Source organism: Variovorax sp. Soil_C_39, from assembly GCF_057656815.1.
In genome coordinates, this window is the sequence record NZ_JBDGJQ010000010.1 from 15,706 (window position 1) to 34,319 (window position 18,614).

General features: G+C 66.4%; 16 protein-coding genes. 4 read left to right on the forward strand and 12 right to left on the reverse strand.

Annotated elements, in window-relative coordinates; genetic code table 11:
- The first annotated feature begins 18 nt into the window (after positions 1 to 18).
- Positions 19 to 633 carry a YjbF family lipoprotein gene (locus AC3A6J_RS22045; RefSeq protein WP_487862132.1) on the forward strand — a complete coding sequence of 205 codons (615 nt, stop codon included), beginning with the start codon at positions 19 to 21 and terminating at the stop codon, positions 631 to 633.
- Entirely contained in the window at positions 630 to 3,674 is a 3,045-nt protein-coding gene (locus AC3A6J_RS22050) for a YjbH domain-containing protein (protein WP_487862133.1), read from the forward strand. Before AC3A6J_RS22045 ends, AC3A6J_RS22050 begins: the two co-directional genes overlap by 4 nt.
- A gap of 1 nt (position 3,675) precedes the next feature.
- Here AC3A6J_RS22050 and AC3A6J_RS22055 read toward each other — a convergent pair whose 3' ends face one another.
- The 9 genes from AC3A6J_RS22055 to AC3A6J_RS22095 form a co-directional block, all read right to left on the reverse strand.
- The gene (locus AC3A6J_RS22055) at positions 3,676 to 4,899 is read right to left on the reverse strand and encodes a lipopolysaccharide biosynthesis protein (protein ID WP_487862134.1); all 1,224 of its coding nucleotides are present in this window, start codon (positions 4,897 to 4,899) and stop codon (positions 3,676 to 3,678) included.
- The gene (locus tag AC3A6J_RS22060; protein ID WP_487862135.1) at positions 4,896 to 6,137 is read right to left on the reverse strand and encodes a hypothetical protein; all 1,242 of its coding nucleotides are present in this window, start codon (positions 6,135 to 6,137) and stop codon (positions 4,896 to 4,898) included. Before AC3A6J_RS22060 ends, AC3A6J_RS22055 begins: the two co-directional genes overlap by 4 nt.
- The gene (locus tag AC3A6J_RS22065) at positions 6,134 to 7,201 is read right to left on the reverse strand and encodes a glycosyltransferase family 4 protein (protein WP_487862136.1); all 1,068 of its coding nucleotides are present in this window, start codon (positions 7,199 to 7,201) and stop codon (positions 6,134 to 6,136) included. Before AC3A6J_RS22065 ends, AC3A6J_RS22060 begins: the two co-directional genes overlap by 4 nt.
- A 14-nt stretch (positions 7,202 to 7,215) precedes the next feature.
- A complete protein-coding gene (locus AC3A6J_RS22070) occupies positions 7,216 to 8,364 on the reverse strand; it encodes a polysaccharide pyruvyl transferase family protein (RefSeq protein WP_487862137.1) in 1,149 nt (382 codons plus the stop codon).
- 21 nt (positions 8,365 to 8,385) lie between these two features.
- A complete protein-coding gene (locus tag AC3A6J_RS22075) occupies positions 8,386 to 9,099 on the reverse strand; it encodes a sugar transferase (RefSeq protein WP_487862138.1) in 714 nt (237 codons plus the stop codon).
- 340 nt (positions 9,100 to 9,439) lie between these two features.
- Positions 9,440 to 11,695 carry a polysaccharide biosynthesis tyrosine autokinase gene (locus tag AC3A6J_RS22080; RefSeq protein WP_487862139.1) on the reverse strand — a complete coding sequence of 752 codons (2,256 nt, stop codon included), beginning with the start codon at positions 11,693 to 11,695 and terminating at the stop codon, positions 9,440 to 9,442.
- On the reverse strand, positions 11,692 to 12,147 hold the full coding sequence (locus AC3A6J_RS22085; RefSeq protein WP_487862140.1) for a low molecular weight protein-tyrosine-phosphatase: 456 nt from the start codon (positions 12,145 to 12,147) through the stop codon (positions 11,692 to 11,694). Before AC3A6J_RS22085 ends, AC3A6J_RS22080 begins: the two co-directional genes overlap by 4 nt.
- On the reverse strand, positions 12,144 to 13,307 hold the full coding sequence (locus AC3A6J_RS22090) for a polysaccharide biosynthesis/export family protein (RefSeq protein WP_487862141.1): 1,164 nt from the start codon (positions 13,305 to 13,307) through the stop codon (positions 12,144 to 12,146). Before AC3A6J_RS22090 ends, AC3A6J_RS22085 begins: the two co-directional genes overlap by 4 nt.
- Before the next feature lie 419 nt (positions 13,308 to 13,726).
- A complete protein-coding gene (locus tag AC3A6J_RS22095; protein ID WP_487862142.1) occupies positions 13,727 to 14,449 on the reverse strand; it encodes a phosphatase PAP2 family protein in 723 nt (240 codons plus the stop codon).
- A gap of 119 nt (positions 14,450 to 14,568) precedes the next feature.
- On the opposite strand from AC3A6J_RS22095, the gene mscL reads away from it, so the two are divergent.
- Entirely contained in the window at positions 14,569 to 15,000 is a 432-nt protein-coding gene (mscL, locus tag AC3A6J_RS22100) for a large conductance mechanosensitive channel protein MscL (RefSeq protein WP_487862143.1), read from the forward strand.
- 9 nt (positions 15,001 to 15,009) lie between these two features.
- Here the strand turns inward: mscL and pdxA are convergent, their stop codons facing one another.
- From pdxA to AC3A6J_RS22115, 3 genes are all read right to left on the reverse strand, one after another.
- On the reverse strand, positions 15,010 to 16,071 hold the full coding sequence (gene pdxA / locus AC3A6J_RS22105) for a 4-hydroxythreonine-4-phosphate dehydrogenase PdxA (RefSeq protein ID WP_487862144.1): 1,062 nt from the start codon (positions 16,069 to 16,071) through the stop codon (positions 15,010 to 15,012).
- Entirely contained in the window at positions 16,068 to 16,841 is a 774-nt protein-coding gene (locus AC3A6J_RS22110) for a Nif3-like dinuclear metal center hexameric protein (RefSeq protein ID WP_487862145.1), read from the reverse strand. The genes pdxA and AC3A6J_RS22110 overlap by 4 nt, the downstream gene beginning before the upstream one ends.
- Positions 16,842 to 16,902: 61 nt before the next feature.
- Positions 16,903 to 17,409: a hypothetical protein gene (locus tag AC3A6J_RS22115; RefSeq protein WP_487862146.1), complete on the reverse strand. Its 507-nt coding sequence runs from the start codon at positions 17,407 to 17,409 to the stop codon at positions 16,903 to 16,905.
- Between the two features lie 26 nt (positions 17,410 to 17,435).
- Between AC3A6J_RS22115 and AC3A6J_RS22120 the strand changes: the two genes are divergently transcribed.
- Complete coding sequence (locus AC3A6J_RS22120; protein ID WP_487862147.1) at positions 17,436 to 18,596, forward strand: S1C family serine protease; 1,161 nt, start codon at positions 17,436 to 17,438, stop codon at positions 18,594 to 18,596.
- Positions 18,597 to 18,614 lie beyond the last annotated feature (18 nt).

Genomic DNA, 18,614 nt, shown 5'->3' on the forward strand with positions numbered 1-18,614 from the left:
TCTTCCGGTTCCTCGGCCATGCTGGCCACGGCGCGGCATCTCTATGGCGGCCAGTCCGCTGCCGCTTCCGAACCCACCTTCAATCCGAATTACCGCTATCTGCGCGTGACGACCGGCGCGCAGACGGTCTTCATGGCGCTGGGCTATATCGACCAGCGCTCCGAAGGCGCGGTCGAGGTCTGGTACAGCGGCAGCGGCGAAGTGCTGCGGCTGCTCGACGGACGGCTGGTGGGTACGAGCGGGCTGTCGACCGACTGGCGCGAGGTGCGCTTCTCGAAGCTGCCCGCCTGGTCCGGCGACGCGGCCGCGAAAACCTACGTGCGTGAGCGCGACATGATGCCCGGCTACCGCTTCGGCATCCGCGACGAGGTGGCACTGGCGCCGATCGCCGCTCCCAGCCAGTCGGCGCTGGCCGGCAGGCCCGCCGCATCGCTGCGCTGGTACGAGGAGCGCAGCACGACGCGACCGGCAAGCGCATCGCTCCCGGCCGCCCGCTTCGGTGTCCTGCAAGCGGGAGGCGCGCCGCGCGTCGTCTATTCCGAGCAATGTATTTCCAATGACCTGTGTATGAGCTTCGAGCAGTGGACGCCTTCTTCTCCAGCACCCGTCGCAGCGGCGAGCGCTGGTTCATGAGCCGTCCGCTTCTGCTGCGTGGCCTTGCCAGGGATCCCCGGCCCCTTCGCGCTGCGATGGCCGCCTGTGCATTGGCGGCAAGCTGCGCCGCAAACGCCCAGGTGCCTGCCAATGCGCCGGCCGACAGTGCCTCCTCGCCCACGAGCGACGCAGACATCCGGCCCGGCGAGCGGCTGAGCGCCTGGCTGCTGCGGCAGCCGCCCGCCGCGGCATCGCCCGGACTCGCCTGGCGTGTTCCGCAAGAGCGGCTGGCCCAGCAATTTCTCAAGAACACGCTGCTGGTGCGGCTCGAAGCGTCGCGCCGCCGCGCACCGAAGGCCGAACAGGCGCAGCACCAGCAACTGATCGCGCGGCTGCAGGGCCTGCCGGTCACCGGCCGCGTGGCCCTCGGCATCGTCGACCCGCGCTGGCTCGAGGCGCATCCCGACCAGGACCCGGTGCTCGCGGCCGGCCAGCAGCTGGTGGCGCCGCCACCAGCGCTGCGGACCGTGACGGTGCTGCAGCCCGACGGCCGGCTGTGCCAGGTGGCGCACGAGGCTGGCCGCAAGGCGTGGGACTACGTTGCGGCCTGCGATGTCGAGGGCGACCACGACTGGGCCTGGGTTGCCCAGCCCGACGGCCGCACGGCGCGCGTGGGCGTGTCGCCATGGAACGCGCATCCGTCGGACGAGCCCGCGCCGGGCGCCTGGATCTGGTCCGCGCCACGCGGCATGGACGACCTGGAGCGCATCTCCGAGGGCATCATCAAGCTGCTGGCCACGCAGGGGCCGTCGCCGCAGGAAGAAGCCACTGCGCAGGCGCCCCTCACCGAGGCCGCAGCCTCCGCACCGGACTCTCCGGCCGCGCCGCCCTCGACGGTGATCTCCGTCCTCACCGAGCCGGCCCCCGAGTACCGAGCGCTTCAGACCAGCGGCAACGACTGGGGCGAAACCGGCCTGCTGCAGACGCCGACCGCACGCATGGGCCAGGCGGGCGACATGCGAACGTCGATCTCGCATGTGTCCCCGTACACCCGGCTCAACGTGATGTTCCAGCCGCTGGACTGGCTCGAGGCGGGCTTCCGCTACAGCTCGATCAGCAACCGGATCTACGGCATCGGCCTCAGCAACCAGGGCTACAAGGACAAGAGCATCGACCTGAAGGCGCGGCTCTGGAAGGAATCGGCCTACCTGCCCGAAGTGGCGCTCGGTTTTCGCGACATCGGCGGCACCGGCCTGTTCTCGTCCGAGTACCTGGTGGCGAACAAGCGCTATGGCGAGTTCGACTTCAGCCTCGGCATCGGTTGGGGCTACATGGGGAACGCCGGCACCATCAGCAACCCCTTCGGCCTGCTCGACAGCCGCTTCAAGACCCGAGTGAGCCAGACGACCTGGGGCGGCGCTAACTTCAGCCGGCTCTTCCGCGGACCTGCCGCGCTGTTCGGCGGCGTGCAGTGGCGCACGCCCTGGGAGCCGCTGACGCTGAAGCTCGAATACGAAGGCAATGACTATCAGAACGAGCCGCTCAACAACAACCAGCGGCAGCGCTCGCCGGTCAACATCGGGCTCGAGTACCGCTACGCGCCGGGCGTGACCTTCTCGGCCGGCTTCGAGCGCGGCGACAAGGTGATGGTCGGGCTCACGCTGCAGACCAACCTCGCGAAGATGCAGATGCCCAAGACGGCGGACCCGCCCGCGCCGAAGTTCTCGCCGACCGCGCCCACCGCCTTCCAGGGCTGGGCCGCCACGGCAGCGGACATCGAACGCCGCACCGACTGGACCATCCAGCGCATTGCGCCGCAGGGCGCGATGCTGCACGTCTGGATCACCGAGAGCGCCACCGTCTACCGCAGTGCGCGCGTCGAGCAGATCATCGCGGTGCTGCACCGCGACGCGCCCGGCTCGGTCCGGAATTTCGTGCTGCACTATTCGGAACGCGGACTGCCGATGCATGCGCAGGTGGTCGACCGCGACGAATGGGTGAATGCGCACTACCAGGCGCAGACCCCGGCCCAGCAACGCGCCGCGAGCCAGCGCGACTACGCGCCCGCGCCGCTCGGTGCCGATCCCGGCGTGATCGTGCCTGTGGTGACAAGCCGCACCGCCGCTGCCGCCGTAGACAACAACGGCGGCGACATCGACAGCAGCAAGCGCCTGCCCGCATGGGAGCGCGACACGCCCAAGTTCACGATCGGGCTCACGCCCAGCCTGGGCCAGATCCTGGGCGGACCGAACGCCTTCGTGCTCTACCAGATCGGTGTGCAGGCCGTGGCCGAGTACCGCTTCACGCCGAGCACCTGGGTCAACGGCGCGCTGAACCTGCGCCTGGTCGACAACTTCGACAAGTTCACCTACACCGCGCCCAGCAACCTGCCGCGCGTGCGGACCTTCCAGCGCGAATACGTGACCTCGCGGCGGCTGACCATGCCGGTGTTCCAGCTCACGCATGTGGGCCGGCTCACCGACAACCAGTACTACAGCGTGTACGGCGGCGCGCTCGAAACGATGTTCGCCGGCGTCGGCGGCGAGTGGCTCTACCGCCCCTGGCGCAGCAAGCTCGCATTCGGCGTCGACTTCAACCATGTGCGGCAACGCGACTTCGAGCAGGACTTCGGACTGCGCGACTACAAGGTCAACACTGGCCATGCGACGGTCTACTGGGACACAGGCTGGAACGGCGTGCTCGCGAAGGTCAGCGCGGGCCAATACCTCGCGGGCGACCGCGGCGTGACGATCGACATCAGCCGCCGCTTCGACAACGGCGTGGTGCTCGGCGCCTACGCGACGAAGACGAACGTCTCGGCGCGGCAGTTCGGCGAAGGCAGCTTCGACAAGGGCATCTACCTGTCGATCCCGTTCGACGCACTGCTGCCGCGCACGAACAAGTTCACCGCCAACTTCGCCTGGGCGCCGCTGGTGCGCGACGGCGGTGCGCGGCTGGGCCGTATCCATCCGCTCTACGAGATGACCTCCGCGCGCGACCCGAGCGCCTACAAGTTCCGCGCACCGGGCACGGGCGAGCCGCGCGCCGGCGACAACATCCTGAACTTCGAGCGGCGCTAGCTCAGCGCGCCGGCGATGCGGCGCCGGCGCGCATGATGAAGAACAGCCAGGCGATCATGGCCGCCGCCATGCAGGCGAAGCCGACGGTCATGGCATGGATGGTCTGGATGTAGGAGATCGGCGGCTTGGTTGCGAGCATGCAGGCCGCAAAGACCAGCGCACCGAAGATCGAGCACCACAGCAGCGCGCCGGGCCGTCCGGCGGCCCTGAATCCGGTGCGCAGGCACATCGTGAGGCCGAACACGGCCGGGGCATAGAAGAACGGCGAGAAATCCATGCCGGCGTAGTTCGGGCCGAAGGCCAGCACCACCAGGTGCGGCCCGAGCAGGCCGAGCACGACGCCGCCGACGGCCGCCACGAGAAAGCCGAACAGCACGAACTTGACGAAGAGGCGGTGCGCCTCCTTGCGCGCGTCCGTCTTCCAGCCGGCCGCGAGCCGCGGCAGGATGTAGTAACCCAGCGCCAGCAGCACGTACTGCATCGGCAGCAGGAAAGTGATGTAGATCTTCAGCAGCCCGCCCTGCGCGGCATCCGCCGAAGAGCCGAGCAGCAGGATCGCGCCGCCCGTCATGATCCAGCTCATCCACTGCGAAAGGCCGGCCTTCCAGCCATAGCTGGCGGCCTCGCCGATGGTCAAGGCCTGTGCATCGGCAGGCGCCGGCAGCGGCGCGATCACGCGCCCCAGGTTGCCGGCGATCAGCAGGGCGAACGGCAACTGGACGATGGCGATCCACAGCAGCGCCTCGGCCCATGTAGCGGGCTTCAGCCCGATCAGCACCACCACGTAGCCGACGCACACCAGGAGGCCCGACGCGCAGAGCGCGAGGAAGCGCCGCCCCACGAGCAGCATGCTGCGCGCGGTCCAGAACAGCTCGTAGCCCACGATCAGCGCGATGCCGGCCCAGGCCAGCGGACCGGGAAAACTCGCGAACTGCCACGCGAGGAAGCCCGCCACCGAGACGCCCAGCACGAGCGCCCAGCTCCACCATGCCGCCGACCGGCTCGCGTAGTAGCGCTTGATCAGGATCGGCTCGTGCACCACGGCCGTGTGCAGGATGTACTGGAAGCTGACGATCGCGAGAAAGGCCGAGGCGATGCCGAAGTCGGCGGGCGACAGGGCGCGCGCGAGCGCGAAGCTCAGCAGCAGCTGGCTCGCGCTGTAGATGCACTGATCGGCAATCGCGTAGACCGGGCCCAGGCGCTTTCGAATTCCCGCGATGTTCATTCCGAGAACGACAGCAGGACCGGCTGGGCGCTCGCCCTGGCTGCGAAGCCGCCCTCGTCCGGCGCACCGCAGCCGCCGCGGCGCACCTGCGGGAAGAACTCGACGCGCGTGCATTTCCTGCCCTTCTCGGCCGGCACGACCACGTTCTGTTCGCCGCGCTCGGTCCACACCACGTGCAGCAGCGCGCTTCCACGGCTCAGCACCAGCTTGTGCACGCCTCCGGCCTCCTCGTAGGAGACCTTCCTCGCGTCGCGCACGATCCGCAGGAACTCGGTGAGGCTCCCGAACGCCTCCTTCTTCTCGCCGCTCTTCGACTTGAGCCCGAAGTTGTCTTCCCGCGCGACGACCGAGGTGCCGCGGTCCTTCCAGGCATAGAGGTTCAGCAGCTTGATGCCGGCCGCCACGTTGGTGAGGTATTCGCGGAAGATCAGCGAGGCCTGGCCGTTGCGGTCGCGCACCGGCAGGTACGAGGCATAGCCCCATTCCGAGGCCACGATGCCCACCTTGTTCAACTGCCGCTGGTCGATCTCGGCGCGCAGCCTGGCGTAGTCGGCGATGGCCGTTTCGGGCACCGAGCGGTACGGATGGATCGAGATGTCCGTCAGGCAGTTCGACTTGGCGGCCGAGACGAAGGCATTCTCGATCGGCGCCGGCACCTGGCCAGCGTGGAACGGCAGCTTGGCGAAGCCGAAGCCCATGACGATCTTCGGTGGCGTCTTCAGCTGCAAGATGCTGCTGCAGAAGGCCGCGGTCGCGACGCCGAAGTCCGCATGCAGCGACGGATTGAGAAAAGTCTTGTGGTCGGGCTCGTTCCACAGTTCCCACACGGCCACGTCGGCCGCATGCGCCTCCATGAAGCCACGCGCGAACTCCGCGAACAGCTTCTCGCGCTGGCCGCCGCGCAGGTCCGCCGGCCGCTGGCCCCAGATTTCGCGCCCGCCGAACAGCGTGACGATCGCTTCGAGCCGTGCGTTCTTCACGCGGCGGATCAGGCTCGAATAGTCGATCGACGCCGGGTTCACGCTCTTGAGCGGCGGCCGCGCGCCGAAGCGCACGAACTCGAAGCCCGAAGCCTTGATCTCCCGCAGGTCGTCGTCCGAGATGTCCGCGGGATCGATCTGCACGCTCAGCGCCACGGGGTATGCCGATGCCAGTTCGGCGATGCCGCGCGCCTGGGCCCCGCTGCCGAGGCCGGCCAGTGCCGCCGTTGCCAGCAGGAAAGCAAGTATCTTCTTCAAAGCACCGACTCCTTGTAGAGGTCGACGATTGCGGCATTCATGCGGTCGGCGGTGTATTTCTGCTCGAACAGCGCGCGGCCGGCACGGCCCATGCGCGCCAGATCGTCCGAGGCAAGGCGGTCGATCTCGCGCAGCATGTCGTCGATGCGCTCGAGCGCGAACAGCCGTCCGCTTCGATGGTCCTCGACGATGTCGACCAGCCCGCCCACGGCCGAAGCAAACACCGGCTTGCCGCGCGCCATCGCCTCGACGGCCACCAGGCCGAAGCCCTCCCAGCGCGAGGGAACGATGATCGCCTCGCACGAACGGTAGGCCTCGTCGAGCGCTTCCTTTTCGAGCCAGCCCTTGAACTCGACCTCGTTGGGCTTGGCAAGCGGAAGGTCGTTGCGGACCGCTTCGCCGACCACGACCAGCTTGAAGTTCGGCCGCACGCGGACGTAGGCATCGAGCAGCGCGTCGACGCCCTTCTGCTGGTCGAGCCGCCCGACGAACAGGATCTTCCTTTCGGACGGAACCTGGCGGGGCGCGGCCTCGATGGCAGCCGGTGCCGGCGAGGCGGCGATGCCGTTCGGAATGCAGGTGCAGCGCTTGATGCCGAATTTTTCGGCCAGCCGCAGTTCATGGTCGCTGATGCAGATGATCGCGTCGCTCCAGTGCGAGAGCAGCCATTCGATCCAGCGGTAGATCGCCTTCTTGTACGACGGCCCGATCTGGTCGAAGGCCCAGCCATGCGAGCAGTAGACGATGCGGGTCTCGGCCGGCACCTGGCCGACGAGCGCCATGGCGCGCACGATGCCCCCTGCGATCGAGCTGTGGAGATGCAGCACCGTCGGGCGTTCCGTGCGGATGATCCTGCGGATCTCGGCCGCATAGCCGGCAAGCACCAGCGGACTGCGCGCCGCCGGCACGACGTGCGTATCTTTCGGGCTCAGCCAGTCGACCGGCGCTGGCAGCACGAACTTGGCCTGGGAGATCGCGGGCGAATTCTGCTGGAAGCCCGACACCATCCGCAGGTAGGTTTCGAGGCCGCCCTTGAGCGTCTCCGCGACGTGCAATATCTTCATGTCGGCCCATCCATTCAGATCAGTGCATGGATGCCGGCCACGACCTGGCTTCGGAGCGCATCGAGGCGTTGCCGGGCCGGGTTCCGCTCACCCAGCAGGTCCCGCACCGAGGACCCGAGCTTTTCCACCTCGGGCGACAGGTCGAAGAGGTGACGCTCGCGTCCCGTCAGTTCGAAGAACGACGCGACCTTCTTGTCCCAGTTCATTCCGACCGAAGGAATGTGCAGGCCATAGGCCACGATGTTGGCGTGCAGCCGATGGGCCACGATGCAGGCGCACGCGCTGATCAGCGACACCAGTTCGTCGGGATGGCGAGGCACCACGAAGGCTGGTTTCGCCTCGCCGGCTGCCAAGACGATTTCGTCCAGCACCCGGTTGTCCTCGGCCGCGCCGTTGGTGAAATAGAGCACCCGCAGCCCCTGCGCGCGCAATGTGTCGGCCAGGCTCGAGAAGAACCGAGCCGACGGCGTCGAATTGGCGCTGCCGTATTCCGAATTCATCACCAGCGCATCGAGGCTGCTGACGCAGATGCCGACGTCCCAGGTCTTCTCGGGCGACAGCTCGTCGGGGAACGCGTCGGCACAGATCAATGCCGGATCGGGCACGACCCGGATCTGCGGCCGCGGCACCTTGAAATACGTGTGCAGGTTGTCGGCCGACTCCTGGTCGCGCGTGGCGTAGAACACCGGCCTTGCGTTGTCGAGGAAGCGCTTGACCAGGAATTGCCCCCAGAACGTCCATCTGGCGGTCACGCCCACGCTCGCGACCACCACCCTCTTCCCGCGCAGCAGCCGGCTCAGGAAAAACAGCTTGGCCGGAAAGTTGAGCGCCACGTCGCAGAAAAGCTGGCCGCCGCCAATCACCACGAGGTCGGCATCGTCGACGGCCGCCTCCCAATTCCTGCGCCATGAGGAAACGTAGCCCTTGAGGCAATACAGGAACACGATCAGCGACCGCAGCAGCAACGGCAATTTCGCGAACACGCGAAAGGCGCCGCCGCCACGCAGGTTCTCTTCCGCAAATCCCTGCCGACCGGCAATGTCCAGGAATTCCACCCGCGCCTGTGGGTATTTGAGGCCGACGATGTGCGCGAGCGAGGCCGCGATCACGCCGTCGCCGAGGTTGTCGCTGAAGGGCACAGCGCAGATCAGTATCTTCTTCATATCATCAATCAGGCGAAGCGCTCAGCGCGAGCCATGTCCCACGGCGACGACCCAGATGGTCCGGATGAAGATGCCGATGTCCCGGCTGACCGACAGCGTCTCGACGTAGGCAACGTCGAGCGCGACGCGCGCCTTGTAGCTCAGCTGGTTGCGGCCGCTGACCTGCCAGAGTCCGGTGATGCCCGGGCGAACGGCGCAATAGAACGACCAGTCCGAGCCGTACAGGCTCTTTTGGTCGAGCATGCAGGGGCGCGGGCCGACAAGGCTCATGTCGCCCACCAGCACGTTCCAGAACTGCGGCAATTCGTCCAGGCTGGTCTTGCGGATGAATTTGCCGAACGGGGTGATGCGCGGGTCGTTCTCCAGCTTCTGGTATTCGGCCCATTGCTGGCGCGCCACCGGGTCGTTCTTCAGATGCTCTTCCAGGATCTGCGCGGAGTTCGGCAGCATCGAGCGGAATTTGTAGAACTTGAAGATCCGCCCGCCGCGTCCGTAGCGGGGTTGCGAATAAAGTACCGGCGCGCCCGATGTGATCAGCACGCCGACCGCCAAAATGGCAAATAGCCAGCCGAAGGCGCAGAAGAAGAACAGTGCCGCGGAAATGTCCACTGTCCGTTTGCCTGCGCGCAGCATGGGCGAATGACGCACCCTCGTCCATCCCGCATCGCCCGCAATGCCCCCGAAGGCCTCGTCGCCGGGGGGCACCATCGATTCCTCCGAACGGAAATTGGTCATCGGAATGCTCCTATTTCACATTCAAGGATCGAACGAATTTCCAGCTGAAGAAGTCTCATTGCAGAGCACCTTTCGTCTTACAAGCGCGTGCTTGCCCCTTGCGGGTCCTGTGGCATATGAAGGCCCGGCGCCCGAGCCTTTTCGACCCGGACCGCGGAAGCCCTGAAGGTTGCGGCGCAAAAATCCGTGCGCGGGCAAGCGATCTGGACGAGTAATACCAAATGAATACGCTATTCGCCCGAGTGCTTTTTAATTAGCAAATAACCCATCGCACCTATTTAGTGCGTCCAGTGATAAATCTCACATTCTTGGCAAATTTTCCCAGAAACGGAGCTTAAGACTAGGTGATATCCCTGTTGTTTTTGTATTTATAGTGTGTGTATCGGTAACCGCCGTACTTATAGCTGCTGCTACCGGCATGCCGTCGAGATAAGTCCATAGCATTCAATATGACGCCATTGGCGGCGCAGCCGGCATGGGCCAGCCTGCGGATGCTTTCGTTCAATTCGCCCAATTGGGTCTTTTCAGCACGCGCCACGAGCAGCAGCGAGCCGGCGAGCGGCGCCACCGACGCGGTGTCCGCAGCCACCAGCACGGGCGCCGTGTCGACGATCACCAGGTCGTAATCAGGGGAGAGCTTTTGCAGAATCTGCGAAAAAGATTCGCTCAGTAGCAATTCCGCCGGGTTGGGCGGCAGCACACCGGTCGTGATCACGTCGAGGTTCGGCTGGACCGATGAGCGAAGCGCCTTGTCCTGCGTGATGGTGCCGGCGATCAATTCGGACAGGCCCGGTGACCGCGGCATCGAGAAGAACTGGTTCACCCGGCCCTTGCGCAGGTCGGCATCGATGAGCAGCACCTTCTTGCCCGAGGCCGCGGTGATGGCCGCGAAGTTGACCGACACGAAGGTCTTCCCGACGCCCGGGGTCGCACCGGAAATGAGCAGTCGGTTGTTGGCAGCTTCGAGCATGGTGAACTGCAGCGCGGTGCGCAGGCTGCGCAGGCTTTCGATCGCGGGGTCTTCCGGTTGCTGCAGCGCCAGCACGTGCAGGCCGGGCGCCCTGTTCTCGATGCTCTTGTCGATCAGCCGCTGGGCGCCGCTCAGCGGAATGCTGCTGTAGACGCTGAGCCCGGTTTGCAACTCGATCTCGCTTGGGTTGCGGATGCCGCCGAACAGCGCGTTGCGCCCAATGGCCGCGGCTACGCCGGCGCCGAGCCCCAACAGCAGGGCCACGGCGAAGATCAGCGAGCGCTTGGGCCAGACGGGCTCCTCGGGAACGATGGCTTCGTCCAGAAGCCGCACATTGCCGACCTTGCCTTCCTTGGCGAGGCGCATCTGCAGCGAACTGTTGAGCAGCGACACGTAGAGATCGGTGTTGACCTTGATGTCGCGCTGCATCTGCACGGTGTTTTGCTGCAGCAGCGGCATCTTGCGGATACGGACGTCGACACCTGCGATCTCGCCCTTCCACGCGGCGATCTGGTTGTCCAGCGTCTGCAGCGTCGGGTGCTTGTCGGTGAAGCGCGCCGAGAGTTCGCGCCGCTTCTGCTGCGCCTCGAGCAGCTTGGCCTGCAGCTCGACGGTCTGCGACAACGCGTTCTTCGCCTCGTCGTCGAGGCTCACGGTGCCATTCTCGTTGCGGTAGCGGTTGTAGAGATCTTCGGATTGCTCGAGCTGCTTCTTGAACTGGGGCAACGCGGTGTCGAGGAAACCCAGCGTCTTCTCGGCCTCGGCCGCCTTGCGCTCGATGTTCTGGCGAACGTAGAGCCGGCCGACCTCGTTGAGAACCTGCGTGAGCCGCTCGGGATCGGGGTTCTTCCAGCTGACGTCGAGCACGCCCGACTGCTTGCCCTTCTCGGCCACCTTGAGGCTGTCCTGCAGCGCCAGCAGCGTCTTCTGCTTCGAGAACCGCACCAGCTCGAACTGCGCACCCGGCTTCGCGTTCACAGTGCTCACCAGCAGCCGGAGCCGTGCGCCCCCGAGTTCGGCCAGAAGCGGCGTGCCGATCGCACCCGCAAGCGGCGCGGCCATGTCGGGATGGCTCAGTTCGTACTGGTTGTTCGCCTTCACGGTCAGCCGGAAGGGCTTCTCCTCCAGGCTCGCCGGCACGTCGAACTGCGGAACCACGATCTGCTCGGTGCCGCTCACGTAGCCCGAAAGTCCCATGAAGCCCGGGTCCGAGAGCTCGCTTGCGCGCCGCGAAAGCCAGCTGCCCACGACCGGCGCATAGCGCGGCCGGGCGCTGATGTAGAGCTTGGTGTTCTCCACCGCCTGGCCGAGGATCGCGCGCGAACGGATGATCTCGATCTCGCCGGCGGCCGGGGTCTTGACGCTCAGCAGCGACGAGGCGGCATCGCCGAGGAAACTACCGGCGGAATTGCCCGAGTCTTCCACCTGCACGGCGAGGTTGGCCTCGTACACAGGCTTGCCGAAGAGCGCATAGGCGGCACCGAGGCACAGCGCGACCGCAACGACGCCGGCAATGAGCCAGCGGTTGTCGATCAGGATGTCCAGGTACTCGACCAGGTTGATGCCTTCGCTCTCCTCTTCCAGCGGTGGCATCGGCAGGGCGGCTTGCTGCGGTGCTGCATTCATGTCGGTTGCTGCTCGGGTTTTGTAATTTTCAGAATGCGGTCGATCCAGGTCCTGGCCCCCACGTCGATGAGCGAGAGCGCGTGCGCGAACGCCGCCTCGTCCTGCCGGTAGGGGTCGGGGACGTCCTGCTTGGCGGCCTCGGCGATGCGGAACACCTTGCCGCGCACGAACGGGTAGGTCGTCTCGAGGTGGCGGCGCTGGCCCATGTCCATCACGAGGATCAGGTCGGCCTGCCGGCACAGCAGCTGGTTCGCCTGCTGCGCCACGTGGCCCGAGATGTCGATGCCGCGCGCCTGCATGAGCTGCTGCGCCATCGGATCGGCGGCGCGCCCGACGAGCGCGCCGGTGCCCGCGGACATGACACGCAGGTGCGGCAGTCCTGCCGCCAGCAGGCCTTCGGCCATGGGGCTGCGGCAGATGTTGCCGATGCAGACCGTCAGTACGGATTTCATCGGTGGCGGCTCCAGACTTCGTCGCCCGCGTTGATGACCTGCGCGGCCGGCAAGATCAGGCTTGCAAGGCGGTTCCAGGTCACGAGCGGCACGGAATCGATGTAGACCACGTCCTTGGGCTGCAGCGGGAAGCGCTCGGCGAGCGCCAACGCCGCAGGGTTGCGTGCATTCAGATGGAAGATCGCCGGCAGGCCGCGCGCGTTGTTGCGGATGACGTAGATCTGGCCCGTGTTGGCGGACGCCAGGTTCGGACCGCCGGCTTCGCCGAGCGCTTCGTTGAGGCTGAGCCGCCCGTTGTACATGCGCAGCGCCGAGGGCCGCGCGATCTCGCCCATCACGAACACCTTGCTCTCGTCGCGGTTGCGCACCTGCACCACGTCACCGTTGCGCAGCGGGATCCTGCTGGCATCGGCACCGCGCGCCTGCAGGCGCTCCAGGTCGATCTGCGTGGTCCTGTCGCCGCGCGTGAGCGTCACGAACGACCGGTCGCCATTCGCGGTGACGCCGCCGGCCCGGCTCAGGGCTTCGGCCAGCGTCATCGGCACGTCGGTGAAGATCTGCAGCCCGGGGTTGCGCACCTCGCCTTCCACGAATGCGCGGCGGCTTCGGAACGACTGGATCCGCACCGTCACCTGCGGCGACTTGATGTACTCGGAGATCCGGCTAGCGATGAGGTCGGAGGCTTCGATCTCGGTGAGCCCCTCGAGCTTTACGCGGCCGATGTACGGAAAGCTGATCTGGCCCGTGGCGCCAACGATGAAGCCGGGGGCCACGCTGATGCCCGTGGGGTCGGCCTGCTGCGTGATCACTGCACCCGCGTTCGGCAGCAGTTCCGGGTGGTCGTAGACGATCACCCCGACCACGTCGCCGGGTCCGATGGTGTACGCCGGAGCTTCCCCGAACAGTGCCTTCACGTCCGGCGCAACGGAAGTCGGCTCCGCCTCGGCCATCGTGCGGATGAGCGCAGGCGAAATGGACGTGATCACCCCGTCCGGCGCACCGTCGGCCGGCAGGTACTGGAATTCGGGAGGCAGGCTCTGGTCGGCCTCGTAAGCGCCCAACGACCCGAACCCCGGTGCACAGCCCTGCAGCAATAACGCGCCCATTAGGGCAAAACCCCACCCCTTCGGGTACACGAAGCGTGTCAAATTGATCCCCATTGCACTAATTGGTTTTAACAACCGCGATGCCCATGCAAGGCCCGAGCCAAACCGGCAATTACGCCTTGTCTTTATGTCCGCGGTTCGTCAAAGCAAGCCTGCGCCGCATCGGCAGGCAGGCCGCGTCGAATTGTCGCTGTCCGCTCAACAGTGGTTTTCCGTTGAATAGATGAAAAACTTGTTTCCATCTGCGGAATACCCTGATCCGGCCTGTGGTTATCTAGCACCTCAATAAAAGAGGCCCCTCCTCCATTGGGAGAAAGGGCTGGAATCCCCTGCCCGACGAGCCGACCGCTCGCCCCCAAATGTGAACTATCAATTACCGGCTTGACATTGCCCTTTGTGGCATCCGTGCCACGAACCAGAGGCCCCGGCAATGCGTTGAAAAGGTTTGCTCTTTTGTAAGCAGAGGTTTTTTGCTACGCCCGCTTGCGCGGAGGCTCGCGCAGCTGCCGCAGATCGAGGCGCGTGTACGGGCGTTCGATGCCCGCCATCCACTTGGCCAGCGCTTCCAGTGCGCCCTGTGTCGGTGCAGGGCGCCCCACGAGAAAGAACACGAGCGGCACGGCCAGGCCGGCGGCCAGCCAGCGCGGCGCCGGCGGCGGAATCCGCCGCGCACCATGCAACCAGAGAAAGCCGATGCTCGCCATCAGACCGAGGAACGTTCCGGTTACGACTTCCGTCGTGGAATGCGCCTCGAGGGCCAACCGCGAGGTGCCCACCACGACCGCCCAGCCGCACCCGGCTGCCACGGCAGCGAAGCGCACGGCAGGCGAAGCGCGCTGGGCCGCGAGCCAGAAGATGACCGGCCAGAGCCCCGTTGCCAACGCGGTGTGCCCGCTGAATCCGGTGAAATCGAAACGGGCACTGCCAATTCCCCAGCCCAGGAAAGCCAGTTTCGAGATCATCACCAGCAATCCGCAGCCGCCGAATAGGAATACCCAATGCACCGCTGCACGTCGCGTCTCCGGATTGCTCGCGAGCCAGATTGCAATCCAGAATGCCGCGGGCAGCAGAAAACCACTGTCACCGAATGCCGTGACAACTAACCAGAAATTATTCATCGAATTGAGGAAGATATTCTTCTTATTATTGATGCCCGCGACGCCGCGTGTGGCAAAACAACCGGACGCCATTGGCATGCAACGCTTTCGAACTACACTCGGGCGCTGCCCGGAAGCCTCAGGTTGGCGAATCCCGAACGCGTGACGGCATACTGGCGGCCCATTCCACACCAAAGAACGCAGAGGGTAACGACATCATGAGCATCGTCAGTGAGTTCAAGGAATTTGCCGTCAAGGGCAACGTAGTGGATCTCGCCGTGGGCGTAATCATCGGCGCGGCGTTCGGGAAGATCGTCGACTCGCTGGTGAACGACATCATCATGCCGCTCGTCGGGCTGGTGTTCGGCAAGCTCGATTTCTCGAACCTCTTCGTGGTGCTGGGCACGGCGCCGGCCGGCGTGGCAAACAACCTCGCGGACCTCAAGAAGGCAGGCGTTCCGGTGCTGGCCTATGGCAACTTCATCACCATCGCGGTCAACTTCCTGATCCTCGCATTCATCATCTTCATGATGGTCAAGCAGATCAACAAGCTGCGCAAAACCCAGGCCGAGACGCCAGCGGCACCGGTCGCCCCGCCCGAAGACATCGCGCTGCTGCGCGAGATTCGCGACAGCCTCAAGCGGCCCTGAGCGGCGCAATCAACGCGCTGCGGCCAGCCGGCGCGCCATGCGCAGGGCCTCGACGAGGCTCGACGCATCGGCCCGCCCCGTGCCGGCAATGTCGAAGGCGGTGCCGTGGTCGGGGCTGGTGCGCACCAGCGGCAGGCCGAGCGTCACGTTCACGCCTTTCTCCACGCCGAGGTACTTGACCGGGATCAACCCCTGGTCGTGGTACATCGCCACCACCACGTCGAACTCGCCGCTGTCGGGCACGCTGCCCTTGGCGCGCGCGCGCATGAAGACGGTATCGGGCGCGTGCGGGCCGTCGGCATCGATGCCTTCGGCGCGCGCGGCGGCAATGGCGGGCGCGATCACATCGCGCTCTTCGGAACCGAACAGCCCGCCCTCTCCCGCATGCGGATTGAGACCGGCCACGCCGATGCGCGGCGCCCGCCCGAGGATGCGCTGCAGCGCGCGGTGCGTGATGCGCAGCGTCTCGAGGACGCCGCCGAAGCTCACGGCCGTGATGGCATCGCGCAGCGACACGTGGATGCTCACCAGCACGGTGCGCAGTTCGTCGTTGGCGAGCATCATGCGCACCGGCATGCCCTCGACCGCGAGCCCCGCATGCGCCGCCGCCTCGGCCTGCAGCAGTTCGGTGTGGCCCGGGTACGGAAGGCCGGCCGCCGCCAGGGCTTCCTTGTGGAGCGGCGCCGTGACGATTGCGGCGACCTCCGCGCGCAGCGCCGCGCGCGCGGCCCAGACGACGCACTCGCCCGCAATGCGGCCGGCCTCGGCACTGATGCGGCCGAGCACGATCGGCTGCGCAGGCGGCGCCACCACCTGCAGCACCGGGATGCAGCCGGGCGGCACGGCGGCAGCCTCGGCGATGCGCTCGATCTGCGCCACCGGCCACGCCGGCAGGCCTGGCCGCGCAAACGCCTGGGCGGCGCTGCGCACGGTGGCGACGTCGCCGGCCACGAACGCGCCGCGCGTGGTCTCGGGCGCAGCCTGAAACGCCTTGACGATGATCTCGGGCCCGATGCCCGCCGGATCGCCGAGCGTGATCGCGATCGGTGCGTGCGTGGCCAGATCGCTCATGCGGGGTTGTCGATGTCGATGAACTCGTGCTTGAGCCCGAGCTGCGCCGCCACGTGCCCCGCCACCGCGGGCGCACCGAAGCGCTCGGTCGCATGGTGGCCGCAGGCCAGGAAGGCTACCCCCATCTCGCGTGCATAGTGGGCCTGCGGCTCGGAGATTTCCCCCGTGATGAACGCGTCCGCGCCGGCAGCGATGGCGGCCTCGAAATATCCCTGGGCGCCACCCGTGCACCAGGCGACGTTCCGGATCGGGCGCTGGGCCGTGTCCACCAGCGTGACGGGCCGCCCCAGCACCTTCTCGGCATGTGCCGCGAGCGCCTTGCCGCTCGCGAAGGGCTCCCCGTTCTCGGGCGCGCCGAGGAAGCCGAGCTCCTGCTCGCCGAAGCGCCCTGCCGAGCCGGGATGGGCCAGCAGCCCGAGCTGCAGGCCGAGCTGCGCGTTGTTGCCGAGCTCCGGATGCGCATCGAGCGGCAGGTGGTAGGCGAACAGGTTGACGTCGTCGCCCAGCAGCAGGCTCAGGCGCTGCTTCATCCAGCCGGTCACGCGGCCGTCCTGGCCGCGCCAGAACAGACCGTGGTGCACGAAGATGGCGTCGGCCTCGGCCCGAATGGCGGCTTCGATGAGCGCGCGGCTCGCGGTCACGCCCGAGACGATCTTGCGCACCACGGTGCGGCCCTCGACCTGCAGGCCGTTGGGTCCGTAGTCCTTGAAGCGCGAGGGCGCGAGCAGCAGATCGAAGGCGTGCAGCAGCTCGTTGCGTGTGGTGCTCATCGCGACATTGTCGCGCCCTCGCCGCGCCTGCGCATCGCCCGGCGATCGGAGGCCGAGCGAACTACCTGCCGCTCGCGGACCCGCGGCAGAACGCCTCGAACGCCTGCATGGTGTTGGGCAGGCCGTTCTTTCTCGCCAGTTCCCACGGTCGTTCGCACCGGTTCGTGCTGGCGCACCAGGCGTAACCGGCGGAGGGGATGCAACCTTGGGCGTCGCGGCCTGCGCCCGGATTCGCCGACGCGGCTGCCGGCTGGGCCGGCGCGTTGGAGGACGAGGGCGTGTTGCAGGCGGCGAGGCCGAGCAGGGCGAGGGAAGCGGCCGCGAGAAGCAAATGGCGTTTCATGTAAATAGGTGGCTTAACCAGCAGTTTGGAAACAATGTTGCGTTTTGACGCGATTTTCACTTCGCTGAGGATTCGCCTTGGGGAGCATACGCCGTGCAATTCCGCAGGGATCAAGACCCACGCGGCAAAAGTCGCATTCCGGCCGGCATTGCGCAGTTTTCTAGCTGGGTTGACGTTGAGGGAGAATCGACCCTTGCGCCGCCAGTGGGTGGCGCGCGCATTCACCGTCTGTCTTTCTCTTCCAAGTTTTCATGAAACGCACCTGGCTGCTCTTTGCCCAAGCCGTGACCGTCCTGCTCGCGGCCTACTTCGTCGTCGCGACGCTCAAGCCCGAGTGGATCAACCGGCGCACGACGTCACTGGGCGGCGTGGTGTCGATCGTCGAGGCGCCGGGCGGCGCCCCGTCCGCGCCGGCGCCGGGCAGCCTCAGCGCGGCGGCCAAGAAGGCCTCGCCGGCCGTGGTGAGCATCAACACCAGCAAGGCCGCGCCGCGCCATCCCCGCAGCAACGATCCCTGGTTCCGTTTCTTCTTCGGCGACCAGGCGGACCAGCCCCAGGTCGGCCTGGGCAGCGGCGTGATCGTGAGCTCCGACGGCTACATCCTGACCAACAACCATGTGGTCGAAGGCGCCGACGAGATCGAGATCACGCTCAACGACAGCCGCCACACGCGCGGCAAGGTCATCGGCACCGACCCGGACACCGACCTCGCGGTACTCAAGATCGAACTCGACAAGCTGCCCGCGATCGTGCTGGGCAACTCCGACGAACTCCAGGTAGGCGACCAGGTGCTCGCCATCGGCAACCCGTTCGGTGTGGGCCAGACCGTCACCAGCGGCATCGTCTCGGCGCTCGGGCGCAACCAGCTCGGCATCAACAACTTCGAGAACTTCATCCAGACCGATGCGGCCATCAACCCCGGCAATTCGGGCGGTGCGCTGATCGACGTGAACGGCAACCTCCAGGGCGTCAACACGGCCATCTATTCGCGATCGGGCGGCAGCATGGGCATCGGCTTCGCGATTCCGGTGTCGATGGCGAAGATCGTCCTCGAAGGCATCGTGAAGGACGGCCAGGTGCGCCGCGGATGGATCGGCGTCGAGCCCAACGAACTCTCGCCCGAACTGGCTGAAACCTTCGGCGTCAAGGCCGACTCGGGCGTGATCATCACCGGCGTGCTGCAGAACGGCCCCGCAGCGAAGGCCGGCATCCGCCCGGGCGACGTGATCACCTCGGTGGGCGAAAAGCGCACCGACAGCGTGCAGTCCCTGCTGACCGCAGTGGCCGGGCTCAAGCCCGGCACTTCGGCACGCTTCGCGCTGCAACGCGGTAGCGACAAGATGGAACTCGACGTGACGCCAGGCCTGCGCCCGAGAACGCCGATCCGGCAGATGCCGAACCAGCCAGAGTGACGCACTGAAAAGACCGGC